Source organism: Mycobacterium sp. NGS24, from assembly GCF_059813065.1.
Genome location: NZ_JCALDW010000021.1, coordinates 20,222 through 45,304, shown reverse-complemented (window position 1 = coordinate 45,304; position 25,083 = coordinate 20,222). Strand labels below are relative to the sequence as shown.

Here is a 25,083-nt window from a genome sequence, read left to right as displayed (position 1 = left end):
GCATCCCCGCCGAGCGTCACGCCAGCGTGGCAGGCGACGCCGAGCGTCACGCCAGCGTGACAGTCGGCGCCGAGAGGTGGCGAGCCAGCGTGGCAGTCAACGCCGAGCGTCACGCCAGCGTGGCAGTCGACGCCGAACGTCACGCTAGCGTGACAAACGGCGTCGAGGTGTGGGGCGCTCATCGCACCGTCTCCTTCTCGATCCGTTTCTGGGGATCAGGCACGTGCACGACGCGCTGCACGAATACGCCCGGGGTATGCACCGTGGCGGGGTCGATCTCTCCCGGTTCGACGAGATGTTCGACCTGGGCGATGGTGATCCGACCGGCCGGCGCGCATTCCGGGTTGAAATTGCCTGCGGCGTAACGGTAAACGAGATTGCCGTGCCGATCGCCCTTCCAAGCGTGCACCAACGCGAAGTCGGTGCGGATTCCGCGCTCCAGCACATAGGTGACGCCATCGAATTCGCGGGTCTCCTTGGGCGGCGAGGTGATCGCCACCTCGCCCGAGGGGTCGTAGCGCCAGGGCAGGCCGCCGTCGGCGATCTGCGTGCCGACCCCGGCCGGGGTGTAGAACGCTGGGATGCCCATGCCGCCGGCGCGCAACCGCTCGGCCAGCGTGCCCTGCGGGGTCAGCTCGACCTCGAGTTCTCCGGAGAGGAACTGGCGGGCGAATTCCTTGTTCTCGCCCACGTACGACGATACGGTCCGGCGAATCCGCTTGTGCGCCAGTAGAACCCCCAACCCGACGCCGTCCACACCGCAGTTGTTCGAGACGGTTTCCAAATCGGTCACTCCGCGATCGGCCAGCGCGGCGATCAGCGCCTCCGGGATGCCACACAGCCCGAAGCCCCCGACGGCCAGCGATGCTCCGTCGGTTATGTCCGCCACCGCCTCCGCGACGGTAGCCACCACCTTGTCCATCCCCGCAGAGCCTCCGATTTCAGTTAATAATCATTAACTGGACAGTGAGAATACCATTTCCGCCCTCGCGCCGTCCAGGGCGGGTGCGGCCTATTCACCGTCGGCGAGATACTCCACGGCACGCGCCCGCATCTCCGCTCTACGGACTTTGCCGGTGACCGTCATCGGGAAGTCCTCGACGATCCAGAGATACCGCGGGATCTTGAACCGGGCGATACGGCCGGCGCAGAACTCCCGCAACGACTCCACCGTCAGCGTCGAGGCTCCGTCGCGGAGCTTGACTACCGCCATGAGTTCCTCGCCGTAGCGTTCGTCGGGCACTCCGATGACGTGGCCGTCGACGATGTCGGGGTGGGTGTATAGGAACTCCTCGATCTCGCGCGGGGAAATGTTCTCGCCGCCGCGCACCACAATGTCTTTGATCCGGCCGGTGATACGGACATATCCGGAGGCGTCCATCGACGCCAGGTCGCCGGTGTGCATCCAGCCGTCCCCGTCGATGACCTCCGCGGTCTTCTCCGGTTCGTTCCAGTACCCCGACATCACTGAATAGCCGCGGGTGCAGAATTCGCCAGCGACGTCGCGCGGCAGCGTCGCGCCCGTGACCGGGTCCACCACCTTGATCTCCAGGTGTGGCCCCACCTGACCGACGGTGGCGACGCGCCGTTCCAACGAGTCGCCAGAACGCGTCTGGGTCGACACCGGGGCGGTCTCGGTCATCCCGTAACAGATGGCGACCTCCGGCATGTGCATGCGTTCGATCACCCTGCGCATGACCTCGACCGGGCACGGCGAGCCCGCCATGATTCCGGTGCGCAGACTGTCCAACCGATACTCGGTGAAGTCCGGCAGGCCCAGTTCGGCGATGAACATCGTCGGCACCCCGTAGAGACTGGTGCAGCATTCGTCGTGCACCGCGCGCAGGGTGGCAGCGGGATCGAAACCGGGCGCGGGGATCACCATGCAGGCACCGTGGCTGGTGGCCGCCAGATTGCCCATCACCATGCCGAAGCAGTGATAGAACGGCACCGGAATACAGATCCGGTCACGTTCGGTGTAGTCGAGCAGCTCACCCACCAGGTAGCCGTTATTCAGGATGTTGCGGTGACTGAGGGTCACACCCTTGGGATATCCCGTTGTGCCCGAGGTGTACTGGATATTGATCGGATCGGTCGGCGTCAGCCGCGCGGACCTCGCCCGCAACGCAGCCGGATCGATATCCACACCGGCAAGCTCGTCCCAGCGGTCGCTGTCCATGATCATGACGTCGCGCAGCTCGGCGCAGTCCGGCGCCACCTCAGCCAGCATCTGTGCGTAGTCGGCGTCCTTGAACCCGGGTGCGGCAATCAGCATCTTCACCCCGGATTGCTACAGCGCATAACCTAATTCGCGCGACCGGTACGCCGGATTGACGGTCACCAGGATGGCGCCGATCTCGGCCGTCGCATACTGCGTCAGCACCCATTCCCAACGATTGGGAGCCCAGATGCCGATCCGGTCACCGACTCCGACGCCGGCCTGAAGCAATCCGGTCGCTAAAGCGCGAACGTCATGCAGCAGTTCGGCATACGTCCAGCGCCGTCCCGCCGCGACATCGACCAACGCGTCGCGGGACGCGAAAGTGGTTGCGGTTGCAGCGAAGTTGGCGCCGATGGTCACCTCGAGCAGCGCAGGCGAATTCGGGCCGCGTTCGTAGGAAAGTGGAGTTGCCACCGTTCCTCCCGCGGTAAGTCAGTGTTACGTTAGTGACGATTAACCGACATGTCCAGGAGGCCGTCATGGCAGCGTCCGCCCCGGACGGCGAGGCCGGTCGGCCTGAAGCGCCAAATCGTCGCAGCCAGTTGAAGTCCGACCGGCGGCTGCAACTACTTGCGGCCGCCGAACGGCTGATCGCCGAACGCGGCTTCCTCGCGGTGCGTCTCGAGGACATCGGCGCCGCGGCCGGGGTCAGCGGCCCGGCCATCTATCGGCACTTCCCCAACAAGGAGTCGCTGCTGGTCGAGTTGTTGGTCGGGATCAGCGCCCGGCTGCTGGACGGTGCCCGCGCGGTGACCGACCGCGACGCCGACGCGGCGGCAACCCTGGACGGCCTGATCGATTTCCACCTCGACTTCGCTCTCGGCGAGCCGGACCTCATCCGCATCCAAGATCGCGATCTCGCCCATCTGCCGGCCCCGGCCCAACGGCAGGTGCGCAAAGCGCAACGGCAGTACGTCGAGATCTGGGTGGGCGTACTGCGCGAGCTGAACCCCGATCTCGCCGAGGCCGACGCCAGGCTGATGGCGCACGCCACTTTCGGCCTGCTGAACTCCACGCCGCACAGCATGAAATCGGCCGACACCAAACCGTCGCGCGCGGTGCGGTCCCGAGCCGTGATGAGGGCGATGACGATGGCCGCGCTGAGTGCTGCAGACTTGTAGCGCCCCGACGTCCACGCAGGCACGACCACGGTTCCGCGCCTTCACGGCGTGCCCGGGTACCCTGCGAAGTGGACATGAACTCGCCACGCGACCCCCAGAATCCAGGTCCCCCGTCCCGGGGGTCTGCTTCGACGTGGTCGCAGGAGGTCGTCGACTACCCGGCCTACGCCGACGACATGCCCTACGCCTACGGCGGCGGCAATTCGCCCTGGGCGCCGGGCGCGTACCCACCGAACCCGACCCAACAGTTGCCACCACAGTATTGGCAACAAGACCAGCCGCGGGCCGATGCGGAGCCGGAGGGACCCCCGCCGCCGGGCACCCCGCGCTGGCTGTGGATCGTGGCCGGCACCGCAGTGCTGCTCGTCGTCGGGTTGGCCATTGCGCTGGTCGTGACGAACGGCTCGGACACCCAGCAGACGGCCATCGAGCCGCTGCCGCCGATGACCGGTCCCACCACTACCGTCGCACCCCCGACGACCAGGTCAACGCCGCCGCCCACCACCCGCAGGCCGCGCACCACCACCACTGAGCCCAGCACCCCGCCGCCGCCCACCGCCACCGTGCCGGGCACCATGCAGTCGGTGGTTTACAGCGTCACCGGCGAAGGCCGGGCGATCAGCGTCGTCTACATGGACACCGGTGATCTGATCCAGACCGAGTTCAACGTCACCTTGCCGTGGACCAAACAGGTCAGCCTCTCGACGTCGTCCACCCGTCCGGCCAGCGTCACCGTCGTCAACATCGGTCACAACGTCACCTGCTCGCTGACGGTGGCCGGGGTTCAGGTGCGGCAGCGCACCGGCCAGGGCTTGACCATCTGCGACGCCCCGCTCTGATTCCACGGGTGGCGCTGCTGCGCCGCGCTCGCGATCGCCGTCAGTTCGTTCGCGGTACCCGTACGAACAGCATCGCCAGCAGTCCGGTCAGCAGCACCACGAAGATGCCGCCCAATCCGGCGCGTGGGGCGTCGAACACGTCGACGAAAACCGAGAACAGCCACGGCGCCACGAACGACATCGCTCGACCGCTCATCGTGTAGAGACCGAAGGCCACACCCTCTTTGCCCTGTTTCGCCAGGCGCAGCAGCAGTGCGCGCGCTGAGGACTGCGACGGCCCGATGAACAGACACAGTGACAAACCACACACCCAGAATGTCAGCGGGCCGGACAGGACCATCATGGCCAGGCCGGCGGCGAGGATCGCGGTCAGAGAAGCGATGATGACCGGCTTCGATCCGACCCGATGATCGACGAATCCGCCGACCACGGCGCCGACTGCAGCCACCACGCACGCGGCCATACCGAAGATCAGCACGTCTTCGCGCGGGACGCCGTACACCCCGACGCCCAGCACGGGACCGAACGTGAATATCGCAGCCAGGCCATCTCGGAAGAGCGCGCTGGCCACCAGGAAGTACACGACATTGCGGTCGCGGCGCCACTCGGAGGTGATGTCGGCCCACAGCTTGCGGTAGGTACCCAGCAGGGTGGTCGACGGGTTCGTGTTCGCCCCGGCGTCCGGGAGGCGGTGTGCGACGAGCAGCAGCGGCAGCGCAAAGATCGCAAACCAGGCCGCGGCCATCAGCATTGCCACGCGGACGTACACGCCGTCGGCAGTGGGCAGGTGCAGCAAACCACGATGGTCACCGTCGCCGGACACGAAGCCCACGTAGACCAAACCCAGGAGCACCACGGTGCCGACGTATCCCGCCGCATAGCCGAAACCCGATATCCGGCCGGCCGTCAACGGCGTCGACAGCTGCCGCAGCATCGCGTTGTACGGGATGCTGGCCAGGTCACCACATGCCGCGGTCGCCGCCAGCAATGCCAGGCCGGCGAAAAAGAAGCCCGGCTGATCGCGGATCAACGCCATCGAACAGGTCAGCACCACCGCCAGGCCGGTCAGCAGAGCCAGGGCCACCCGCCGTCGGTGCGGCGACTCCACCCACCCCCCGATCAGCGGCGCCAGTACCGCAATCGTCACCCCGGCCGCGGCTCCGGCACGCCCCAGCCAACTCACCGGCGTGGCGCCCAGTGGCGTGCCCACGCCGACGCTGTTGGTCAGGTAGACGGAGAACACGAACGTCGGCGTGATGGCGCTCAAGCCGGTCTGACCGCAGTCCCACAACGCCCACGCCGCCACCCCCGATCGCTGGGCTTTCTTCCGATCCCCGGCGCGCGTGTCCTCCGGGTCATCCATGCAGCGCACTCTAGAGCCAACCCGCTGCGCCCGGCTACGCCGGACAGCTCCTGGCTACGATTGCCTTCATGCCGATACCTGCCCCAAGTCCAGACGCGCGCGCCGTAGTCACCGGAGCGTCGCAGAACATCGGCGAGGCGCTGGCCACCGAACTGGCCGCGCGCGGGCACAGTCTGATCATCACCGCACGACGGGAGGAGTTGCTGACCGCCCTCGCCGCCCGACTGGTGGACAAGTACCGCGTTGCCGTCGACGTGCGCCCGGCCGACCTCGCCGACCCCACCGAGCGCGCAAAGCTGTGCGACGAGCTGGCCGCGCGGCCGATCTCCATCCTGTGCGCCAACGCGGGCACCGCAACGTTCGGTCCGGTCGCGTCGTTGGATCCGGCTGGCGAGAAGGCGCAGGTGCAGCTGAATGCCGTTGCGGTGCATGATCTTACGCTGGCTGTGCTGCCGGGCATGATCGAGCGCAAGGCGGGCGGAATCTTGATTTCCGGTTCGGCGGCGGGGAATTCGCCGATCCCCTACAACGCCACCTACGCCGCAACCAAGGCGTTCGCCAACACCTTCAGCGAATCGCTGCGCGGTGAACTGCGCAACTCCGGTGTGCACGTCACGCTGCTGGCCCCGGGCCCGGTACGCACCGACCTGCCCGCTGAAGAGGAGGCCTCGCTGGTCGAGAAGCTGGTGCCGGACTTCCTGTGGATCTCGACCGAACACACCGCGCAGCTATCCCTGGATGCGTTGGAGCGCAACAAGATGCGAGTGGTCCCGGGGTTGACCTCGAAGGCGATGTCGGTGGCCAGCGGCTATGCCCCCCGCGCCATTGTCGCGCCGATCGTCGGGGCGTTCTACAAGAAGCTCGGCGGCGGCTAACCCGTCACTTACGTCGCCGTCCGGTCCCGAAAATCCCCTTGACCGCTTCGCGGATCGCGGTGTTGATGCCGCTTTTCACCGTCGGGTTCTTCAGCACTTCCTCCCACATCGCCGGACCCTTCGGCTCGGCCGGTGCGGGCATGGGCGGAATCTCGGAATCGTTGGGGGACAACGGCGGATAGTCCGGTGCGGGAGTTGGTGTGGCCGGCGGGCCGGCCGCAGGCTCCGACTCCGGCTCGGTCTGGCCGTACTTGGCCTGTAACGAGCTTTTCTCTGCCGCTTCAGTGACCGCTTCGGTGCCGATCGCTCCCATCAGCGACCTCGGCACCCGCATGCGGGTCCAGGCCACGGGTGTGGGGGCGCCTTTCTCGGACAGCACGGTGACCACGGCCTCGCCGATACCCAACGACGTCAGCGCCGATTCCAAGTCGTAGACATCGGTTTTCGGGTAGGTGCGCACGGTCTTGCTGAGCGCCTTCTGATCATCGGGGGTGAATGCCCGCAGCGCGTGCTGGATGCGCGCGCCCAGTTGCGAGAGCACATCGTTGGGCAGGTCCGTCGGCAACTGTGTGCAGAAGAACACGCCCACGCCCTTGGACCGGATCAGCTTGACGGTCTGCTCGACCTGTTCGAGAAACGCTTTCGACGCGTCGGCGAACAACAGGTGGGCTTCGTCGAAGAAGAAGACCAGCTTGGGCTTGTCGACGTCTCCGACTTCGTCGAGCTGCGTGAAGAGATCGGCCAGCAGCCACATCAGGAAAGTGGAGAAGATGACCGGGCGCAACGACTGGCCGCTGAACTCGAGCAGGCTGATCACACCGTGACCGTCGTTGACCCGCAACAGATCTTTGGGGTCCAGCTTCGGTTCGCCGAAGAACGTGTCGCCACCCTCGCCGGCCAGGTTAACCAGCGCCCGCAGGATCACGCCCGCCGTCGTCGACGACACCCCGCCCAGCGATTTCAGGTCGGCCTTGCCCTCCTCACTGGTCAAATGGCTGATGACGTTGCGCAGACTGTTCAACGTGATCAGCGGACGGTTGTTCTCTTTGGCCCAGTGGAAGATCAGTCCGAGCGTCGACTCCTGAGTAGCGTTGAGCCCCAGCACTTTTGACAAGAGAACGGGACCGAAGCTGGCGACGGTCGCGCGTACCGGTACCCCGATCCCCCCGGTGCCGAGCGAGAGAAACTCCACCGGGAACCCCGTCGGCTCCCAATTGTCACCGGTGTCCTTGGCGCGCGCGGCGGTCTTGTCGTTGCCCGCTCCGGGCCGGGACAGCCCGGACAGGTCGCCTTTCACATCCGCCATGAACACCGGCACCCCGGCGGCGCTGAGCTGTTCGGCGATCAGCTGCAGGGTCTTGGTCTTGCCGGTGCCGGTTGCCCCGGCCACCAAGCCGTGCCGGTTGATGGTGGCCAGCGGGATGCGAATCTGAGCAGTCGGATCCGCCTGCCCGTCGATGACGACGGTGCCCAGTTCCAGTGCCTGACCCTCGACGGCGTAGCCCGCTGAGATTCGCTTGGCGGGTCCGTCGGCTCCATCGGCAGGAGATTCGGTGCTCATGGTTTTCCCCAGAGTTTGCTCGTCCAATTCGGCAGGGATCAGCCTACTGGGCCGGGTCCGGCCAGGGTCAGGGCGAACTACGTCGCCAGCTGGGCTTAATGTGAGCGCTGTGCGCGACGAATTGGTCTGGATCGACTGCGAGATGACCGGGCTCGATCTGGGCTCGGACAAGTTGATCGAGATTGCCGCCCTGGTCACCGATTCTGAACTCAACATCCTCGGTGACGGGATCGACGTGGTGATCCACGCCGAGGACGCGGCGTTGTCCTCGATGATCGAGATTGTCGCCGATATGCATGCGCGATCCGGGCTCACCAACGAGGTCAAAGCCTCCACCGTCGACATCGCCACCGCCGAGGCGATGGTGCTCGACTACATCCATGAGCACGTCAAACAGCCCAAGACCGCACCGTTGGCCGGCAACTCGATCGCCACCGACCGGTCGTTCCTGGCCCGCGACATGCCCGCCCTGGACTCGTTTCTGCACTACCGGATGATCGACGTCAGCTCGATCAAGGAGCTCTGCCGGCGCTGGTATCCGCGCATCTACTTCGGGCAGCCGCCCAAGGGTTTGGCGCACCGTGCGCTGGCCGACATCCACGAGTCGATCCGGGAACTGCAGTACTACCGGCGGACCGCCTTCGTGCCGCTGCCCGGCCCGTCTACCAGCGAAATCGCGGCCGTGGTCGCTGATATCCAGGGCAACACGGATGGATCGGAAACAAACGATTCGGCCGAGGAGCGTCCGAGCGGTTAATATCGACGTCGCTGCCCGTGCCCCGCTGCAGGGACGGGGGTGGCCATGGTGGGTGTAGTTCAGTTGGTAGAGCGTCAGGTTGTGATCCTGAATGTCGCGGGTTCGAGTCCCGTCACTCACCCCATGCGGCAGAGGCATTCCGCCCTCTGACCGGCGCAGCGCGCGGACGTGCCCTATCCATTTCATATCGATCGGGCTAGCGTGGAATCCGGGGTCGGCCCATCAACCGATAAGGATTGCGATGGCTGGCAAGTTCGAGATCTTCAAGGACGCGCGCGGCGAGTTCCGCTTCCGGCTCAAAGCCGGCAACGGAGAAGTGATCGCCAGCAGCGAGGGATACAAAACGAAAGCTGCGGCGCAGAACGGCGTCGAATCGGTGCGCAACAACGCGCCCGCGGCGTCGCTGGTCGACCAAACCGCCTGAGGGTCCGCCCGCCTCCCCGGTGGCGAGCAGACACGAGTCCCGGTTTCGTCCCGGGCTTGGCCTTCGTGTCTGCTCGGACCGAAAATGTTGCAGCGCAGCGTTATTCGAACCCGGCGAGGGTGATCCGCAGCGCGCTTTCCATCTCGACATGCATCGGTGAACTCGGTGCGTTATCGCCGATCAGCCAGCGGTCGATGACGAATCTGACCGTGGCCAGACTGGTGTGGACCAGCAGCGAAGGCCGGATGTCGACTGACGCATCGACGCCCATCCGGGCCGCCACGTACTCCACGAACTTGCGCTGATCGTCTTCGCTGACCAGCGACGTCTTCCGCAGCAGATGCGGCGCGGTAGCTACGGCCCGCTGCCAGGTGTCCAGGTTGAACTCGCTGGCGTTTCGGGCATGGGTGACGAACAGCGCGATCAACGCCTCCACCGCGGATTCGTCGGCGGGCCGGGTGGCGTATGAAGCTGCGATCTCGCTGATCGCCTGCCGAACTGGGTCGATGAGCAGGCCTTCTTTGGTCGGTGCATGCCGAAAGTAGGTGCTGATCGAGATTCCGGCGGCGGCGGCGATCTCCTCGGTCGTCACGGCATTGAATCCACGGTCGGCAAACAGGGCGTGTGCAGTGTGCTGGATCTGTGCGAGCAACTCGGCCCGCCGCCTGTCCCGGAGCGACTCGGAGTTTGCCAGGGACATGCCGTCGCCTTCGTGAGTCTGACATTCCAACACCAGGTTTGCGATCCGCGGGGGGCCGCAGATGAGTGACACTACACTATTGAAAGTGCCTATCAAGTAGGTTACGGTGATACCGCTAACCGTGCTGAACTGCAGAGTTACCGGACCGAGGCACTCGTTTCGAGCGGGCTCCTATTTCGCAGCGCTTGACGCCTGCCGCTCAGCACCGATCAGTTGATGCTGGGGAGAGCGCCGATGATGTCGGTCTCGGGGGGTTTTACGCCGCGATCCGGGTTTGCTGAGATTGTTGGTCACTGGTGAAATGACCACCCACCAAGAATCCGCCCTGCGCGAAGAGAGCCACCTGGACCGCCACGATGACGACGGTGTCGGAGCTATCCGGGACTGGGGAGCCGGCTACGTCGATCGCCACCCGGTCGCGTCGCTGCGGACGGTCGGCGATCAATTCGTGCTGGGTGTGCGCACCATCGAATACTTCTTCATCGATCTGTGCACCGGCCGGTTCCAATGGCAGGAATTCGTTCGGCAGGGCGCATTCATGGCCGGCACCGCGGTGCTGCCCACGATCCTGGTTTCCCTCCCGATCAGCGTCACCTTGTCCATCCAATTCGCCCTGCTCGCCGGCCAGGTGGGTGCCACCTCACTGGCCGGCGCCGCCAGCGGGCTTGCGGTAATCCGGCAGGGCGCCTCGCTGGTGGCCGCGGTGCTGATGGCGGCCGCGGTCGGGTCTGCGATCACCGCCGACCTGGGTTCACGCACCATGCGCGAAGAAACCGATGCCATGGAAGTGATGGGCGTGTCTGTGATCCGGCGACTGGTGGTGCCGCGCTTTGCCGCCGCCATCATGATCGGCGTCGCACTGACCGGCGTCGTGTGCTTCGTCGGGTTCTTCGCCAGCTACCTGTTCAACGTGTATTTCCAGGACGGCGCCCCAGGCAGTTTCGTGTCGACGTTCGCGTCCTTCGCCACCCCCGGCGATATGATCCTGGCACTGCTGAAAGCTGTCATCTTCGGTGCCATCGTCGCCATCGTCTCGAGCCAGAAAGGCCTGTCCACCAAGGGCGGTCCCACCGGAGTGGCCAACTCGGTGAACGCGGCGGTGGTCGAATCGATCCTGTTGCTGATGATCGTCAACGTCGCAATCAGCCAGCTGTACATCATGCTGTCGCCCCGGACGGGGCTGTGAAGTGACGACGTCCCCCTACCTACCGCTGGCACCGCTGAGCACCCGACTGCTCGGCGTCTACCGCAGATCGACCAAACCGGTCACCCGGCTGGGGCACATGCTGGTTTTCTTCGTTCGCGCCCTCGTCGCCGTCCCGCTCACCCTGCGTCAGTACAACGGCGAGTTTCTGCGACTGTTGTCGAACATCACCTGGGGCAACGGCTCGATCGTGGTGGGCGGTGGAACCGCCGGTGTGGCAGTCGTTCTCGGCGTCACGGTGGGGGCACTCGTAGGCATCGAAGGCTACAACTTCCTGGACCTGCTCGGCCTCGGGCCGGCGACCGGGTTCGTGTCGTCGTTGGTCAACACCCGAGAGCTGGCGCCGCTGATGGCGGCGATGGCTTTCGCAATGCAGGGCGGCTGCCGGTTCACCGCGCAACTGGGGTCGATGCGCATCGCCGAGGAGATCGACGCGATGGAATCGATTGCGATCCGGCCGATTCCGTATCTGGTGACCACCCGGCTGATCGCCTCGGTGATCGCGATGATTCCCTTGTACGCCGCCTGCCTGGCGATCGGCTATCTCACCACCCAGGTGGTCGTGCAGATCAGCAGCGGCGGCTCGACCGGCTCCTATCTGCACTACTTCTCGCTGATGCTGGCCGGCCAAGACATTCTCTACTCGCTGTTCAAGGCGATCGTCTTCGTCTGGATTTCCGCCACCATCCAGTGCTACTACGGCTTTTACGCCAGCGGCGGCCCCGAAGGCGTGGGGGTGGCCGCAGGGCACGGCATGCGGGCCAGCATCACCGTCATGATTATCGTCAACATGCTGCTCACCATGGCGTTGTGGGGAGTGGACTCCGGTGCCAGGTTCGGTGGTTGACCGATGCCCAATTCTTTCGACGTCGACGGACGCGGCCCGTCCGACTGGCAGCTGCTCTGCGCCGGGGTGGCGGTTGTCCTGGTCGCAACGCTGCTCACCACCGGGCTGTTGTTCAAGTCCACCGGCCGCCTCGATGACTACGTGCGGGTGGTTGCCGACCTGGTCAACGTGGGTGACGGGCTGCCGCAAAAATCGGACGTCAAGTATCACGGCGTGCTCGTCGGGATGGTCGACGACGTGGTGCCCGCGGCCCACGGGAAGCCGAACTTCGTTCAGATCAACCTCAAACCGCAGTACGCCAAGTCGATTCCGGCGGCGGTCACCGCACGCGTCGTTCCGAGCAACGTGTTCGCGGTGTCGTCGGTCCAGCTCGTCGGTAACGGCCCGGGTTCGACGATTCGGCCGGGCGCCCACATTCAGGAAGACAAAGACCTGCCGACGGTGTTGTTTCAGACCACCGTCAGCAAGCTGCGTGACTTGCTGGCCGCCGCCGGGCGCGGTCGCGAGGACAGGTCGGTGGGCATCCTGGCGGCCCTGGGTGCAGCGACCGACCACCGTCGCAGCGCGTTGTTGAACAGCGGGGCGCAGTTGAATCGTGCTCTGGATCAACTCAATTCGATCGTCAGCACCGATACCGGCCCCTCGACGGTGTCGGCGCTCCTGGACGCGGCACGCGGACTGCAGGCCACCGCACCGGATCTGGTCGACGCGCTGCACGAGGCTGTCGGGCCGATGCAGACGTTTGCCGAAACCCGCGCACAACTGGCCGGCCTGCTCGCCGGTGCCGAATCCACGGTGGGCACTGTGTATCAATCCTTCGACAACCACATGGACCAGCTGATCAGGATCTCCACCGACCTCACCCCTGTGCTGGGGGTGCTGGCGTTGCGTTCCAACAACTTCGTGCCGGCAGTGATCAAGCTGGACAACCTGGCCACCAAATTCCTCCAGGAGGTCTGGGACCCGGTGTTGGGTGTCGGCAACATGCGAGCCCGCATTTCGTTCACCCAGACCTTCGCCTACAGCCGGGCCGACTGCCCGCACTACGGTGAGCTCAAGGGTCCCAGCTGCTTCACCGCGCCGCTGGTTCCGAACAAACCTGCGGTGCCCGATGTGCTGTTGCCGCAGAACTATCACCCGCCCCTGGACCTGGCCCCGCCGCCGGGAACCGTAGTGGGGCCGGACGGCAACCTGGTGGCGGTCGGCCCGCCGCTGATCAACCCGAACCCCAGCCTGGCTGACCCCAATCCGCCTCTGCCACCGTTTATCTCGCCGTCGCCGCCGATACGGACCGGCGCCGATCCCGACATGCCGGACCCGTCGCCGCCCGCGCACGGACCGGTCCCACCGCCGCCGCTGCTGGGTCCGCCGGCACCAGGATCGGTCACCCCGTCCTCGTTCGGCGGCAACGTCGGCCCGGTCGGCAGCGAGTACGAACGAGCCATCCTCGGCGTGATCACCGGTCGGCCGGCCACCGCCGCCACCCAGCTGCTGCTGGGCCCCGTCGCGCGCGGAACAACGGTGTCGTTGGTCCCGCCGAGCGGGCGGCGAAATGAAATTTCGCGGCCCGCTGATCGGCGTCACCCTCTTCATGGTGATCGCGCTGACCCTGACCTGGCTCGTGTATGTCAGCCTGCGGCGCGACGTCGCCGGCAACACCGCGTCGTATTCGGCGATGTTCACCGACGTGTACGGGCTTCGGGACGGCGACGACGTCCGGATGGCCGGGGTCAGGGTGGGCCGGGTCGAAACGGTCGAGCTGCAAGGCAAACTCGCGAAGGTCTCGTTCGTGGTGCAGACCGACCAGCACCTGTTCGGCAACACCGTCGCCTCGGTGATCTACCAGAACATCGTCGGGCAGCGATACCTCGGACTGTCCCTCGGGCCCGCAGAAGGTCGAGCGGGCAGTCAGTCACCACTATTGGCACCGGGCAGCACCATCCCCCTCGATCGCACCGAACCGTCGTTTGATGTCACCGCCCTGCTCAACGGCTACGAGCCGTTGTTCAGCCTGCTGAACCCGCGCGACGCCGACAACCTCACCAAAGGCGTCCTGGAATCGTTGCAGGGCGACACCTCCTCACTTGCCACCCTGATCAGTCAAACATCCACGCTGACTGAGACTTTCGCCGGTAGGGACCAGGCCCTCGGGGATGTCATCACCAACCTGAACAAGGTGGTGGCCAACCTCGCCGCGCAGGACGTCAATCTCGACGGCGTCATCACCCAGACCCGCGACGTCATCGGCGCTCTCAACCAGCGGCGTCCCGAGCTGGTGGCCGCGATGGGTTCGTCGTCGCGAATGACGCAGAACCTGGCGCGAATCGCGCGCGAAGACTACCCGGCGCTACGCGAATTCATCGACCGCAGACCAGGAGTCACCCGACACCTGCTCGACGTCGAACCACAGGTGGCCTTCTTCGGCGACAATATCCCGCTGTTGCTGAAGGGCTTGACCCGCATCGGAAATCAGGGCGCCTACGGCAACGCCTACCTGTGCGACGTGAACGTGTTCGGGTTCTTCCCCGGACTCAACGACGTGGTGCCGATCATCGTCAATGCCGCCACACCGGGTAATAGAGCGATGCACACACCCCGATGCAGGAATGTCGGCAATGGGTGATTCGTCAGGACGGCAACGAATTGCGGAGCTGCGCAAGCGTCCGCTGGAGAGCTTCAGCAAGTCCTGGTTGGGCTCCATCGCCGTCGCAGTGGTGGCGGTGCTGATCGGCACCCTGCTCACAGTTCATGCGCTCGGCGCCGGTTACCGCCATTTCACGGCCGAACTCTTGCAGGCGGCGTCGTTGCGGCCCGGCAACCCCATCACTGTGGCCGGCATTCCGGTCGGCGAGGTGACCAGTATGAAGCTGGTCGGTGATCACGTCGAGGCCGGTCTGAAGATCAAAGATGATGTGGCGCTCGGTAAGGACTCCAAGGCCTCGATCAGAGTGACGACCATCCTGGGTTCGCGGTACCTGGCGTTGGAACCTGACGGCCAGGGGTCGCTTCCCAACGGGACGTTCGATCTGGCGCACACCGCAGTTCCCTATGACCTGCAGGCCGCATTACAAGATGCCACAACAACTTTCGAACAGGTGGACTCGGACAGGTTCGCACAGTCGTTGGCGCTGCTCGGCAAGCAACTCGAGGGGCTGCCCGCGGTCGTACCGCAGGCGATGGCCAACATCGATTCGTTGTCGTCGATCATCGCCCAGCGTCGCGACCAACTCGGTCAACTGCTCAAGAGCACCGAACAGGTCACCAACACGCTGCGCGGTCAGCAGGCGAACCTCGGCAACGTGGTCACCCAGGCGCAAGAGCTGCTGAGCCAGTTCGTGGCGCGACGCGCCGTCTTTCACGCCCTGATGCAGTCGCTCACCAATATCGTCGACACGCTGAATCAGCTTGTGGTCAATGATCGTTCGGGGCTGGAGACGTTGCTGAAGGATATGCACGATTTCACCGGGATGATGGCCCAGCACGACGATCTGCTGCGCAGCATGCTGCAGGTCACGCCGGTGTTCGTCCGTGAGGCCGCCAATCTGACCGGGGATGCCAACGCCGTCAGCTTCAACGCTCCGAACGCACTGCTGATCGATTCGTGGATGTGCGCACTCAGTGGGCGCGCCCAGCAGTTCGGGCTGATCCCCTACTTCAAGGACTGCAAGTGAGGCGCCGGGTCGTCACATTCGTTGCCATCGTGGCGACGGTGATCACCGTGATCGGCCTCGGGTGGTACTTCACCGGCAAACCCGGACCGATCACGGTGACAGCCCAATTCGACAGTGCTTCAGGTCTGTACGAGGGCAACGTGGTGGCGGTGCTCGGCATGCCGGTCGGCAAGGTCACCAAAATCATCCCCAAGGGTGGCTACGTCGAAGTCCAGTTCACCGTCGACCGGGACGTCAAAGTCCCTGCCGATGTTCAAGCCGTGACGGTGTCGACATCGATTCTCACCGACCGCCAGATCGAGCTGACCCCGCCCTATCGCGGCGGTTCGGTGTTGGCCAACCATGACACCATCGGCCTGACCCGCACCAGGACACCGGTCGAATTCAGCCGGGTGCTCGCCGTCCTCAACAAGGTGACCAGGTCACTGCAGGGTGACGGTCACGGCGGCGGCCCGATCGCCGACGTGATCAACGGCGGCGCCGAAGTCGTCAACGGCAACGGCGGCAAAATCAAAGGGGCGCTTGACGAACTGTCCAAGGCGCTGCAGCTCAGTAGCGACGGCGGCGCCCAGACCCGCGCGCAGATCACCACCATCATCAAGAACCTCAGTTCACTGTTCGAGGCCGCCGCCGCCAATGACGGCAAGCTGCGCGAATTCGCCGCGACCATCCACCAGCTCACCCAGATCCTGGCCGACGAGGACATCGGCGGCGGCAGCACCGGAAGAAAGCTCGACCAACTGATGCAGCGGGCCAATGAGCTGCTCGATGCCAACCGCGACAACATCAGCCAGGCCCTGCGCAACGGCAACACCCTGGCCAAGACGTTGGTCGACGAGCGGCGCGGTCTGGCCGAGACACTGGACGTCGCTCCGCTGCTGGCGGACAACGCCTACAACATGGTGGACCGCCAGAACGGTGCCGTGCGAGCGCACTTCCTCACCGACCGAATGATTTTCGACAGTCAGCTGACCAAAGAGATCTGCAATCTGATGGGTCTCCGGCAACTCGGCTGCAGCACCGGCACCGCGCAGGACTTCGGGCCCGACTTCGGGTTGACCTACGTGCTGGACGGTCTGGCAGCGATGGGCCAGCGATGAGCAGCGGCCGCGCCAAAGCAGCCGCTGCCCTCACCGCGGTGGGCATCGTCAGTTCCGGGTGCGCCACCAACGGCCTTGCCAGCCTGCCACTTCCGGCCCCGGGAATGGGTTCCGGCGGTTATCTGCTGACCGCGGTGTTCTCCAACGCGCTGAACCTGCCGATGAATGCGAAGGTGAAACTCGCCGGGGCCGATGTGGGCCAGGTCGAGTCGATGGTCGCGCGCAACTACACCGCGGTCACCACGCTGCGCATCCGCGATGGGGTGCTGCTGCCGAAAGGCAGCACCGCCGAATTACGCACCGCCACGCCGCTGGGCGATGTGTTCGTGTCCGTGCGGCCGCCGGCTGAACCCGACTCGGCCCTGCTGACCAACGGCGACGCCATCGGTCTGGAGTCGACCGCGGCGGCAGCGACCGTCGAGTCGGTGCTGAGCTCGGCCGCCATCCTGGTGAACGGTGGCGCGGTACGCAACTTCACCAACATCATCAACGGGTTCGGCAAAGCCACCGGTGACCAGGGCCACGCGTTCGGTGAGTTGATCCGCAAGTCCAACCAACTTCTGAGCACGATGGACGCCCGGTCCGGCCAGATCTCCAGTGCACTGACCGAAATGTCGAATCTCAGTGCGCAACTCGACGCCAAGAATCGGGAGCTGAGCGAACTGATGGCGGCAGCCAACCCGGCCATGAGCGCCCTGTCCGCGAACACGACCGACCTGACCAACCTGGTCGTGCGACTCGGCGACACCAGCCGGCTGTTGTCCAGGTTCCCGTCGCTGGGCGGAACCGACACCAGTGGCCGCAGCGTGATCCGCGACCTGAACACCATCGCCGCGGCTGCCAACGACGTCGCAGTCAGCCCCGACACCAGCTGGCTGGCGTTGAACCGGCTGTTGCCGGTGTTGATCAAATCGACTGCCGGAAGCGCGATTTCAGTGCATGTGGGTGTCGACCAGTTGGTGCTGGGAGCGATACCCGACATCGGCTTCCCAGGCGACCGCGGTCTGCACGGCCCGACCCGGTTCACCTGGAATGAGTTCGTCGGCACGCTGAAGTACACCCTGTTCCGGTTGCAGGAACGAGTAGTCGGGCGCGGGCCGGAGGCCGTGCAGGTACCGGTGGTCCCCGATCCGAACGTCCCGGGCGGATTGCTGGTCGGCCCCACGCCGGGCACGTCGCACGCCCCGCCCGCACCGGAGCTGCCCGGTCTGCTATCGCCAGGACCACAACCGTGATCGGCTCCGCGGCAGAGACTTTGGTGCGGCTGGTGCGTGCCGGCCACCGCAGACAGGTCTGGTTGTCGGTGGCCGGGCTGGTGCTGACCCTGGTAGTTGCGACCGCGTATCTGCTGATCGGTGCGCTGCGGGTGAAGCCGTTCGCGTCGTCTTACCGGGTCACCGTGCAGTTGCCGGAATCCGGTGGGCTGCTGCCGAATCAGGATGTCTCGCTGCGCGGGGTGCGGATCGGTCGCGTCGAGTCGTTGCAGCTCACCGACCAGGGTGTGAATGCGATCGCCAGCATCGACAGCACGGTGCGGGTCCCGGCGTCGGCGGTGGCGCACGTGTCGGCCCTGTCCCCCGCCGGTGAGCAGTACATCGACTTCCAGGCGGAGTCCGACGCCGGACCATACCTGCACGACGGCAGCTTGATCGGTCTCGGCCACGCCACCGTCCCGGTCAGTCTGGCGAAGCTGCTCGGTGATGCCGACGGCCTGCTGGCCCAAGCCGATCCACGCAAGATCGAGCTGATCAAGCGGGAACTCAGCATGAGTAAGGAGGGACCGGGCAAGCTCGCGGCCATCGTGGACGGTGGCACCTTCCTGCTTTCCACCCTCGATTCGGTGCTGCCGCAAACCACCAGTCTGCTCAAGACGAGCCGGGTGGTGTTGACCCTGGCCGCCGACAAGAACGCCGGACTGGCTGCCGCCACTGTGGGTCTCAACCGGACCCTGGCGGGGGTCGCCAGAATGCAGGGCGGGTACCGGCGGCTGACCGAGCAGACACCGCGGACGCTGTCGGCCATCGACAGCCTGTTCACCGACAACTCCGAGACCATGGTGCAGTTGCTGGGCAGCCTGGCCACCGCCGCGCAGTTGCTCTACCTGCGGGTGCCTGCGCTGAACGCGCTGTTTCCCGATTACCGCGGATCCGTGCTCGACGCGGTGGCCAGTGCCTTCCACGACCATGGCGTGTTCGCGACGGCCGAGCTGTATCCGCGGTACGCGTGCAACTACGGCAACCCGACGCATTCACCTTCGGCCGCAGACTATTTCGAACCATTCATGTACACCTACTGCCGCGACGACGACCCCGGGGTCGGTATCCGGGGAGCCAAGAATGCGCCGCGGCCGGCCGGCGACGACACCGCCGGCCCCCCGCCCGGTGCAGACCTGGGCCGGCGAACCGACCCGACGCCGCGGGGCCGCTACACGATTCCCACCCCATACGGCGGCCCGGCCCTACCGATCGAACCCCCGCACTAATCCCGACAGCACGAGGAGACACCGATGACCGCAATTACTGAGAAGACCATCACTCTCGAAAAGATCGCTGCTGCAACGGAAACAGTCGAGGATACCGACATCGACGATTCCGGGACCGAAGACACCGAGTTCGAAGACACCGCCGCGGAGGCGGAAGACGCAGACCAGGCAGACGAGGTAGCCGAGGACGAAGATGACGACAGAGCGCTGCTGAGCAAGAAGTCCAAGAAGAAGAAGAGGGATAAGACCCGCCGGCCGTGGGGCAGCTATCTGCGCCGCGGCATCATGCCGGTGTTGCTTGTTGCCTCCCTTGCAGTTTCGGGCTTCCTGGGGTGGCAGCAGTGGCAACAGCATCAGGCGCAGGTGGCCGGTGAGCAGGCCCAGCAGGCGGCGATCAAGTATGCCGGAGTGCTCACCAGCATCGACTCCAACAACGTCGACGAGAACTTCCGGCAGGTGCTCGACGGCTCGACCGGGGAATTCAAGGACATGTACACCCAGTCCAGCGTGCAGCTGCGGCAACTGCTGATCGACAACAAAGCCACCGCGCACGGGGTGGTGGTGGACTCGGCGATCGCGTCCCGATCCGCGGATAAAGTCGTGGTGTTGGTCTTCATCGACCAGACCGTGGCGAACATGGCGGTGCCCGACCCGCGCATCGACCGCAGCCGCATCAAGATGACGATGGAAAAAGTCGACGGTCGCTGGCGCGCCGCCAAAGTTCAACTGCTGTAGCCGAATCGGAGTGACAAGCTGTGATCAGAAGAATCGTCGCCGCAGCGATGCTGCTCGCGACCGCCGGCAGCTGTTCCGCCCTGCACGTGGCATCCGCGAATGCATCGGCGGAGTCGTTCTGCGGCGAGCTCGGCGGCGGTTGGGACGGGCAGTACTGTCACACCGCGGTCACCTCGGAGCGCAACGCCGTACGCGACATCAAGGTCGCGGTGCCCGTCGACCTCGTCGACAATCAGACGACCGGTCCGGTAATCCGCGACTACCTGCGCACCCTGGTCGGGAATTGGCGACGCGCCAACACAGCCATGGCCGCCGACAGTTATGGCGAGGAGAACTTTCAGGTCTTCCAACACGGCAATCTGCTCAGCACGGTGTTCCACGAGGACTATCACGCCGACGGGCCCAAGCCGAACAACGCCTATCGCACTTTCACCTTCGACATGGCCGGCGGTCGGCGCGTGCAGCTGGCGGACCTGACCAACGGTTCACTCGGCGCAATTGCGGGACCGGCCCAGCCGTTCATCGAGACCGCGCTCAATCAGGCTGCGCCGCCGCATGATCCGGGAACCTACCCATTCACCGTCGACCGGTGGACCCCGGACAAGGTGTACTCCGGTAGCTACCGCGCCTGGGCGTTGACCCCTGATGAATTGATTCTCTACATGCCCGACTATCCCGTCGGCCATGACGAGCCCATCAACTACTTACCCGGACTGCCGCAGTGGTACATGGATGGCGGCACGGTCGAGGCGCACATTCCGCTGGCCGCGCTCGGCGGCGTATTGCGGGCCTGAGGGTGGCAATCGGTCGCTAGGCGTTGGCGTTGCCGGCGCGCCACTGGTCCCACGGGATGTTCCAGTCGCCGAGGCCCTCGGTACCCGGCAAGATGCCGCCCACGGTGTTGATGACCTCGACGATGTCCCCACGCTTGCTGTGGTCGTAGAACCACACCGCGTTGCTGGGGCTCACATTCAGGCAGCCGTGGCTGGTGTTGGAGTGGCCCTGGGCGCCCACCGACCACGGCGCGGAGTGCACGAAGATTCCGCTGTACGAAATCTGGGTGGCCCAGTCCACGTCGGTGCGATATCCGTTGGGCGAGTTCACCGGAACGCCGTAGGTCGATGAGTCCATGATGATGTGCTTGAACCGGGCGCCGACGGTGTAGATGCCGTTGTTCGTCGGCGTGCTGTCCTTGCCCATCGAGGTCGGCATCGTCTTGACCACTTCACCGTTGATCTTCACCGTGATGGTCTTGGTGCTGTCATCGGCGGTCGCGATCATCTCGTCGCCGATGGTGAAGTGCATCTTGACGTTGTCCTCACCGAACATTCCCTCGCCGAGGTCGACCCCGTAGGTGTTGACAGCGACGTCGACGTTGGTGCCTGGCTTCCAGAAATGTTCTGGGCGCCAACGCACCTCGCGTCTGTTCAGCCAGTAGAAGGCACCCTCGACGGGCGGGTTGGTGGTGATTTTGATGGCTTTCTCGGCGGCGGCCCGGTCAGCGATGTTCTCGTCGAACCGGATCGCCACCGGCTGGCCGACGCCCACTGTCTCACCGTCACTGGGGACCACGTAGGGCATGGTCAGGTGCGCCGGGGAACTGGTCTGGAAAGTCATCTTCCGGTCGGCGACGCCACCAAGTCCGGTCGCTTTGGCATTGAGCGTGTAGCGCCGGTTGTAGCCGAGGTGTTCGCTGGTTTGCCAGTGCAGCCCATCCGGGCTGAGCTGTCCGGCGATCTGCCGGCCGTTCTCATTGATCAGCGTGACCGAAGCCAGCACCCCGTCGGCGACGGCGACAGTCACCGGCGCGTCCACGGTCACCCCTACGGCCCCGTCGGTGACCGATGCGGTGAGCTTGGGGACCAGCAGATCAGCGAAGGGTGTGCCCTTGTTCTCGATCACCTTGGCGGCGACCGGCCCGTTGCCGCCGCTGCCGCAGGCGACACCACACACAGCAACCAAGACCATGGCCAGAACCAGCCACGGTCGACGTCTGCGCAAAGGCGCCATCAAGTGACCTTTCAACTTCTGCTCGCTCACGATGGTCGCCGCTGACCTCGAATTCCCGCCGCATTTGCCTGGGTTCGGTCCCCAGCATCTTCCTGGATTGTTTCCAGTATTGTAGTGCCTCCCCGCCACCCACCGAGGCCGTCCGGAGGATTACCTTTGCTGGTGCTGTAGCTCACTGTGAGGGATTTCGCTCTGCGACGCAATGCCTGTTATTGTCGAGAGCCGGTCTCAGACCGAGCACGCGCCGTTAGCTCAGTTGGTAGAGCAGCTGACTCTTAATCAGCGGGTCCGGGGTTCGAAACCCTGACGGCGCACTGGTCAACGGGTTTTCCATGCCGCGACTGTACCCATCGGTGTACACATCCGCGCTCCTTCCGAGCTTTCGAGCGCGCCCCCCGCCCACTAGCTCGGCGGCCCAGGAGTCCCACAACTCACCGGCACCAATGCGAACGCATCTCTGGGCGGAGCACCGGCCGCCGCCCAACCCAGCACGGGAATGCGCCGAGGCCGCGAGCGCCTTCGGCACCGCCGGTTCTGACATAGTCAATGCTCACTCGGTGGCCGCCACTGCACGACACCTAACTCTCCCGGGCGACGGCTCCGGCTGTCGATCTGCTCGGCGTCAGCATTTGCGCCAGGTCGGTGGCGTCAGGAAGCGCGTTCCAATTCATCATTGCGGCGGCGGCTGTCCGAGTCCGTTGAGTGCGGTGGCAATACGGCCGAGGCCTGTCGCGTTGTCGGCGTCGATGTCCATGCCGTGGGTGTTGTCGGCGTTGTACATGGCTTGAGCCGAAGAGACTATGGCGTTGCCCGTTCCGACCAACCTGGTGATCGTGGACTCCATCTCGCGCTTCAGCGAATCTGCCAAAGCCACCAACTTCGGCCCCGTCACGAAGCCAGGATTCCCGCTGGCCGCAGGCTGCGCCGAGTCGAACAGCGGGACGAGTGCGGCGCGTGCGGTGGCTGCCTCGGTCTCGATGGTGCTTCCAGCGTTCTTGACTTCGGCGGGTGCGATTTGAACGAAGTCACCGCTCATTCGACATCCCCTCTGCGCCTACCCCGAAGCCGGACACAACGGTCCTCCGTCGCTGCCACTCACCGTATAACGATCAAGTTCGGAGGTTGCGTCGCTGTACCCGACGAGCAGGATGAATAACGTCACCAGCAGAACACCTAATACACCAAGCGTCGCAAGAACTTTCAGCCACCAGCGGTGCGCTCCGATTAGGACTAGCACTGACGCGGCAACCAGGCAGACCATGGTGGGGATAACAAATCCGATCGTTGCCCCACCCGTCGCGGTGAGGTTTGGCGCAGGTAGCCAGGGCATGGCGCAGTGATTGCTCTCCAGCTGATGCACCCAGGCGTCAACTCGCCATGCACCCACATACAGAGCCACCAATGAACCGGCAAGCAGTGTCGCGGCAGCAACGAACCACCACCTAGCCCGTTTCACAACAGCGAAATTGCTCATCGCGCTCCCGGCGGGCGAACGACGACCACGGTTTGAGGGTCCTGTTCCTGGAGCCTGATTGGCAACCGGTCTTCCAGGCTGTAGTTGACCGCGCCCGGAGTGTGCTGGGTGTAGAGGACGTCGCCGTTCGGAAGGACGCTCGACACTATTGCTGCATGGTGGCTGACTTCACCGTTGTGCGCGGCGGGGTCACTCCAGTTGAAATAGATGACATCGCCGGGACGAGCCTGCGAGACAGGAACCGGAGCCCCACCGCTATTCACCAGAAAGCTCCGTTGTTCGTCGGCGTTGTACCAGGACTTCGTATACCGGTACTGATCAGCATCGAAATTTCGATCGGTGAAGGGGATATGGACGCTGGGCACATTGGGTATCGGGTTGGCCCAATCCTCTTTACTCCAACGGCCTTCCACTTGTCGTAGACCACCTACCCGCAGCGATTCCGACACGAAGAATGCGCAGTTGTTAGGAAAACGGTCGAGACCCTCGTTCGGGGCGTTGGCGTACGCCCACCTTAAGGCCTCAATAGGGTTGTATCCCGTGCCGTGGTTGGTCAGCTGAGCTTTGACGTCGGCCGGTATGCCGGGCAGATCGAACAACTCCACGGGAGCGGCAAGACGAAGTTGTTGCTGCTGTTGCGGGGTTAGAGCCGCCCACCACTTCCCGACCTCCTCCGGGGGGAGGCCATCTGGGAGCTGATCGCGCATCTCTTCAACAGCGTTGCGCACAGCCGTGCTCTGCGCGTTCTGCGCTTGCTCCACGGTGATGTCGTCGGGGTTGAGGCTCACCGCGCTCAAGGCATCGGCACAGAGCTGGTCCGCCTGTGTGGCGGCTTCCACTGCGTCGGCAATCCGTTGCTGATATCTCAGCGCGGTCATGAGATCGCTGACCGGGTCGACACTGGCTTTAGGTGTACCGACTCTACCGTCGTCACTCACCGAGAAACCCTTGCCTGTGGCTTCGGCGACTGCAGCATTCAGCTCGCGCTGGGCGATTTCCACCGCGTCCTGCAAGGTGTCGAGCGGGGTGGTCGCTCCGCGCGCCAGGATGCCCATGTTGGCTGTTCGTCCGGCGAGCTGGACCAGCACGTTGCGTGCCAGGGTGCCGGTGTGGTCGGGCCAGTGTTCTTCAAGCGGCTTGGCACCGTTGGCGTGGATGTGCTCGCGGTACGCTCGGACTGCTTGGCCACTGCCAGGAGGTCATCGGCGGCTGTTTGCCACAGCCCGGGCTGCGCGTCGCGCAACTGCGCGAAGGTGACCACGACCCTCCCCCACGTCGATTGGTCCGGCCGGAACGGTAACAGGATATGTGGGTGCCGGGCTGAGCCGTGAAGAGTTGCGCGAAGGGGATGCGCACTTGACTGACCAAGTTGCGATCTACCTCAGTCGGTCGATGGTGGCGTGCAGGGGGTCCAGCACGCCATCGTTGAGGCCGTGTGTACGGTCGTAGTCGGAGATCGCGTCGGCCAGGCGGTCGAGCCGGTCGTTGAACGCCGCACCGCACACTTCAGAGATCGCATCTGCGAGTTCGTCCGCCGGGACACGAGACACTCGGTCGTCTAGCCACACCTCGGCGCGCGGCCCCGGGTATCGACCCTGACCTCCACCAGACCGCCCTCTGACTTGGCCTCACCAACCACGCCGTCCAGCAAATTAGCCAAGTCGTCGAGGCCGGCAGAGTCGTCGCTAACCCCTACCAT

The 25,083-nt window shown here is 64.9% G+C and carries 23 protein-coding genes, 2 tRNA genes and 2 pseudogenes; 17 read left to right on the top strand and 10 right to left on the bottom strand.

Going from position 1 to position 25,083, the window contains the following annotated elements; genetic code table 11:
* Window positions 1–178: 178 nt before the first annotated feature.
* Both AC5Y6Y_RS21915 and AC5Y6Y_RS21910 read right to left on the bottom strand, forming a co-directional pair.
* Window positions 179–922 carry a CoA transferase subunit A gene (locus AC5Y6Y_RS21915; protein WP_463828949.1) on the bottom strand — a complete coding sequence of 248 codons (744 nt, stop codon included), beginning with the start codon at window positions 920–922 and terminating at the stop codon, window positions 179–181.
* Window positions 923–1,012: 90 nt separating this feature from the next.
* A pseudogene (locus AC5Y6Y_RS21910) lies at window positions 1,013–2,635 on the bottom strand (AMP-binding protein).
* Window positions 2,636–2,700: 65 nt separating this feature from the next.
* On the opposite strand from AC5Y6Y_RS21910, the gene AC5Y6Y_RS21905 reads away from it, so the two are divergent.
* Together AC5Y6Y_RS21905 and AC5Y6Y_RS21900 are read left to right on the top strand one after the other, a co-directional pair.
* Window positions 2,701–3,342, top strand: a complete 642-nt coding sequence (locus tag AC5Y6Y_RS21905; RefSeq protein WP_463828951.1) for an SACE_7040 family transcriptional regulator — start codon at window positions 2,701–2,703, stop codon at window positions 3,340–3,342.
* Between the two features lie 74 nt (window positions 3,343–3,416).
* On the top strand, window positions 3,417–4,181 hold the full coding sequence (locus AC5Y6Y_RS21900; RefSeq protein ID WP_499930291.1) for a hypothetical protein: 765 nt from the start codon (window positions 3,417–3,419) through the stop codon (window positions 4,179–4,181).
* A gap of 40 nt (window positions 4,182–4,221) precedes the next feature.
* On the opposite strand, the gene AC5Y6Y_RS21895 is transcribed toward AC5Y6Y_RS21900, so the two are convergent.
* The gene (locus tag AC5Y6Y_RS21895) at window positions 4,222–5,544 is read right to left on the bottom strand and encodes an MFS transporter (RefSeq protein WP_499930290.1); all 1,323 of its coding nucleotides are present in this window, start codon (window positions 5,542–5,544) and stop codon (window positions 4,222–4,224) included.
* A 68-nt stretch (window positions 5,545–5,612) separates the two neighbouring features.
* Here AC5Y6Y_RS21895 and cmrA point away from each other — a divergent pair, with 68 nt between their 5' ends.
* Window positions 5,613–6,419 (top strand): mycolate reductase, encoded by an 807-nt coding sequence (gene cmrA / locus AC5Y6Y_RS21890; protein WP_463828956.1) that lies wholly within the window; start codon window positions 5,613–5,615, stop codon window positions 6,417–6,419.
* A 4-nt stretch (window positions 6,420–6,423) separates the two neighbouring features.
* Here cmrA and AC5Y6Y_RS21885 read toward each other — a convergent pair whose 3' ends face one another.
* Window positions 6,424–7,980, bottom strand: a complete 1,557-nt coding sequence (locus tag AC5Y6Y_RS21885; protein ID WP_463828957.1) for a helicase HerA-like domain-containing protein — start codon at window positions 7,978–7,980, stop codon at window positions 6,424–6,426.
* Window positions 7,981–8,089: 109 nt separating this feature from the next.
* Between AC5Y6Y_RS21885 and orn the strand changes: the two genes are divergently transcribed.
* The 3 genes from orn (at window position 8,090) to AC5Y6Y_RS21870 (ending at window position 9,161) form a co-directional block, all read left to right on the top strand.
* A complete protein-coding gene (gene orn, locus AC5Y6Y_RS21880; protein ID WP_463828958.1) occupies window positions 8,090–8,737 on the top strand; it encodes an oligoribonuclease in 648 nt (215 codons plus the stop codon).
* A 48-nt stretch (window positions 8,738–8,785) separates the two neighbouring features.
* A tRNA-His gene (locus AC5Y6Y_RS21875) sits at window positions 8,786–8,861 on the top strand.
* A gap of 117 nt (window positions 8,862–8,978) precedes the next feature.
* Complete coding sequence (locus tag AC5Y6Y_RS21870; protein ID WP_463829059.1) at window positions 8,979–9,161, top strand: YegP family protein; 183 nt, start codon at window positions 8,979–8,981, stop codon at window positions 9,159–9,161.
* 100 nt (window positions 9,162–9,261) lie between these two features.
* Here the strand turns inward: AC5Y6Y_RS21870 and AC5Y6Y_RS21865 are convergent, their stop codons facing one another.
* Window positions 9,262–9,861: a TetR/AcrR family transcriptional regulator gene (locus AC5Y6Y_RS21865; protein ID WP_463829060.1), complete on the bottom strand. Its 600-nt coding sequence runs from the start codon at window positions 9,859–9,861 to the stop codon at window positions 9,262–9,264.
* A gap of 301 nt (window positions 9,862–10,162) precedes the next feature.
* Here AC5Y6Y_RS21865 and AC5Y6Y_RS21860 point away from each other — a divergent pair, with 301 nt between their 5' ends.
* The 10 genes and pseudogenes from AC5Y6Y_RS21860 (at window position 10,163) to AC5Y6Y_RS21815 (ending at window position 20,694) form a co-directional block, all read left to right on the top strand.
* A complete protein-coding gene (locus AC5Y6Y_RS21860; RefSeq protein WP_499925842.1) occupies window positions 10,163–11,047 on the top strand; it encodes an MlaE family ABC transporter permease in 885 nt (294 codons plus the stop codon).
* A 1-nt stretch (window position 11,048) separates the two neighbouring features.
* Window positions 11,049–11,912, top strand: a complete 864-nt coding sequence (locus tag AC5Y6Y_RS21855; RefSeq protein WP_499930289.1) for an MlaE family ABC transporter permease — start codon at window positions 11,049–11,051, stop codon at window positions 11,910–11,912.
* 3 nt (window positions 11,913–11,915) lie between these two features.
* Window positions 11,916–13,457 (top strand): annotated as a pseudogene (locus AC5Y6Y_RS21850) (MlaD family protein); the annotation flags it as partial.
* A gap of 7 nt (window positions 13,458–13,464) precedes the next feature.
* Window positions 13,465–14,535 (top strand): MCE family protein, encoded by a 1,071-nt coding sequence (locus AC5Y6Y_RS21845; protein ID WP_463829064.1) that lies wholly within the window; start codon window positions 13,465–13,467, stop codon window positions 14,533–14,535.
* On the top strand, window positions 14,528–15,583 hold the full coding sequence (locus AC5Y6Y_RS21840; protein WP_499930288.1) for an MlaD family protein: 1,056 nt from the start codon (window positions 14,528–14,530) through the stop codon (window positions 15,581–15,583). Before AC5Y6Y_RS21845 ends, AC5Y6Y_RS21840 begins: the two co-directional genes overlap by 8 nt.
* Window positions 15,584–15,612: 29 nt before the next feature.
* Complete coding sequence (locus AC5Y6Y_RS21835) at window positions 15,613–16,683, top strand: MCE family protein (protein ID WP_499930312.1); 1,071 nt, start codon at window positions 15,613–15,615, stop codon at window positions 16,681–16,683.
* Complete coding sequence (locus AC5Y6Y_RS21830) at window positions 16,680–17,918, top strand: MlaD family protein (RefSeq protein WP_499930287.1); 1,239 nt, start codon at window positions 16,680–16,682, stop codon at window positions 17,916–17,918. Before AC5Y6Y_RS21835 ends, AC5Y6Y_RS21830 begins: the two co-directional genes overlap by 4 nt.
* Complete coding sequence (locus AC5Y6Y_RS21825) at window positions 17,915–19,165, top strand: MlaD family protein (RefSeq protein ID WP_499925831.1); 1,251 nt, start codon at window positions 17,915–17,917, stop codon at window positions 19,163–19,165. The genes AC5Y6Y_RS21830 and AC5Y6Y_RS21825 overlap by 4 nt, the downstream gene beginning before the upstream one ends.
* 24 nt (window positions 19,166–19,189) lie before the next feature.
* Entirely contained in the window at window positions 19,190–19,900 is a 711-nt protein-coding gene (locus tag AC5Y6Y_RS21820; RefSeq protein ID WP_499930286.1) for an Rv1363c family protein, read from the top strand.
* Window positions 19,901–19,920: 20 nt separating this feature from the next.
* Window positions 19,921–20,694 (top strand): mannan-binding family protein, encoded by a 774-nt coding sequence (locus AC5Y6Y_RS21815; protein ID WP_463829079.1) that lies wholly within the window; start codon window positions 19,921–19,923, stop codon window positions 20,692–20,694.
* A 16-nt stretch (window positions 20,695–20,710) separates the two neighbouring features.
* Here AC5Y6Y_RS21815 and AC5Y6Y_RS21810 read toward each other — a convergent pair whose 3' ends face one another.
* A complete protein-coding gene (locus tag AC5Y6Y_RS21810; protein WP_463829090.1) occupies window positions 20,711–21,910 on the bottom strand; it encodes a L,D-transpeptidase in 1,200 nt (399 codons plus the stop codon).
* Window positions 21,911–22,151: 241 nt separating this feature from the next.
* Between AC5Y6Y_RS21810 and AC5Y6Y_RS21805 the strand changes: the two genes are divergently transcribed.
* Window positions 22,152–22,224: transfer RNA gene (locus tag AC5Y6Y_RS21805), tRNA-Lys, on the top strand.
* 356 nt (window positions 22,225–22,580) lie between these two features.
* Here the strand turns inward: AC5Y6Y_RS21805 and AC5Y6Y_RS21800 are convergent.
* From AC5Y6Y_RS21800 to AC5Y6Y_RS21785, 4 genes are all read right to left on the bottom strand, one after another.
* Window positions 22,581–22,946, bottom strand: coding sequence for a hypothetical protein (locus AC5Y6Y_RS21800; protein WP_499930285.1), 366 nt, complete (start codon window positions 22,944–22,946; stop codon window positions 22,581–22,583).
* A gap of 18 nt (window positions 22,947–22,964) precedes the next feature.
* Window positions 22,965–23,384 carry a hypothetical protein gene (locus AC5Y6Y_RS21795; protein ID WP_499930284.1) on the bottom strand — a complete coding sequence of 140 codons (420 nt, stop codon included), beginning with the start codon at window positions 23,382–23,384 and terminating at the stop codon, window positions 22,965–22,967.
* The gene (locus tag AC5Y6Y_RS21790; RefSeq protein WP_463829082.1) at window positions 23,381–24,472 is read right to left on the bottom strand and encodes an amidase domain-containing protein; all 1,092 of its coding nucleotides are present in this window, start codon (window positions 24,470–24,472) and stop codon (window positions 23,381–23,383) included. Before AC5Y6Y_RS21790 ends, AC5Y6Y_RS21795 begins: the two co-directional genes overlap by 4 nt.
* Before the next feature lie 288 nt (window positions 24,473–24,760).
* The gene (locus AC5Y6Y_RS21785; RefSeq protein WP_499930283.1) at window positions 24,761–24,934 is read right to left on the bottom strand and encodes a hypothetical protein; all 174 of its coding nucleotides are present in this window, start codon (window positions 24,932–24,934) and stop codon (window positions 24,761–24,763) included.
* Window positions 24,935–25,083 lie beyond the last annotated feature (149 nt).

Excerpts from the sequence above, each read along its gene's own strand:
- AC5Y6Y_RS21845 (WP_463829064.1), top strand. The coding sequence starts at position 13,465 with ATGAAATTTCGCGGCCCGCTGATCGGCGTCACCCTCTTCATGGTGATC.
- AC5Y6Y_RS21795 (WP_499930284.1), bottom strand. The coding sequence starts at position 23,384 with ATGAGCAATTTCGCTGTTGTGAAACGGGCTAGGTGGTGGTTCGTTGCT.
- AC5Y6Y_RS21810 (WP_463829090.1), bottom strand. The coding sequence starts at position 21,910 with ATGGCGCCTTTGCGCAGACGTCGACCGTGGCTGGTTCTGGCCATGGTC.
- AC5Y6Y_RS21860 (WP_499925842.1), top strand. The coding sequence starts at position 10,163 with ATGACCACCCACCAAGAATCCGCCCTGCGCGAAGAGAGCCACCTGGAC.
- AC5Y6Y_RS21900 (WP_499930291.1), top strand. The coding sequence starts at position 3,417 with ATGAACTCGCCACGCGACCCCCAGAATCCAGGTCCCCCGTCCCGGGGG.
- AC5Y6Y_RS21800 (WP_499930285.1), bottom strand. The coding sequence starts at position 22,946 with ATGAGCGGTGACTTCGTTCAAATCGCACCCGCCGAAGTCAAGAACGCT.
- AC5Y6Y_RS21870 (WP_463829059.1), top strand. The coding sequence starts at position 8,979 with ATGGCTGGCAAGTTCGAGATCTTCAAGGACGCGCGCGGCGAGTTCCGC.
- AC5Y6Y_RS21915 (WP_463828949.1), bottom strand. The coding sequence starts at position 922 with ATGGACAAGGTGGTGGCTACCGTCGCGGAGGCGGTGGCGGACATAACC.
- AC5Y6Y_RS21885 (WP_463828957.1), bottom strand. The coding sequence starts at position 7,980 with ATGAGCACCGAATCTCCTGCCGATGGAGCCGACGGACCCGCCAAGCGA.
- AC5Y6Y_RS21905 (WP_463828951.1), top strand. The coding sequence starts at position 2,701 with ATGGCAGCGTCCGCCCCGGACGGCGAGGCCGGTCGGCCTGAAGCGCCA.
- AC5Y6Y_RS21865 (WP_463829060.1), bottom strand. The coding sequence starts at position 9,861 with ATGTCCCTGGCAAACTCCGAGTCGCTCCGGGACAGGCGGCGGGCCGAG.
- AC5Y6Y_RS21840 (WP_499930288.1), top strand. The coding sequence starts at position 14,528 with ATGGGTGATTCGTCAGGACGGCAACGAATTGCGGAGCTGCGCAAGCGT.
- AC5Y6Y_RS21820 (WP_499930286.1), top strand. The coding sequence starts at position 19,190 with ATGACCGCAATTACTGAGAAGACCATCACTCTCGAAAAGATCGCTGCT.
- cmrA (WP_463828956.1), top strand. The coding sequence starts at position 5,613 with ATGCCGATACCTGCCCCAAGTCCAGACGCGCGCGCCGTAGTCACCGGA.
- AC5Y6Y_RS21830 (WP_499930287.1), top strand. The coding sequence starts at position 16,680 with ATGAGCAGCGGCCGCGCCAAAGCAGCCGCTGCCCTCACCGCGGTGGGC.
- AC5Y6Y_RS21895 (WP_499930290.1), bottom strand. The coding sequence starts at position 5,544 with ATGGATGACCCGGAGGACACGCGCGCCGGGGATCGGAAGAAAGCCCAG.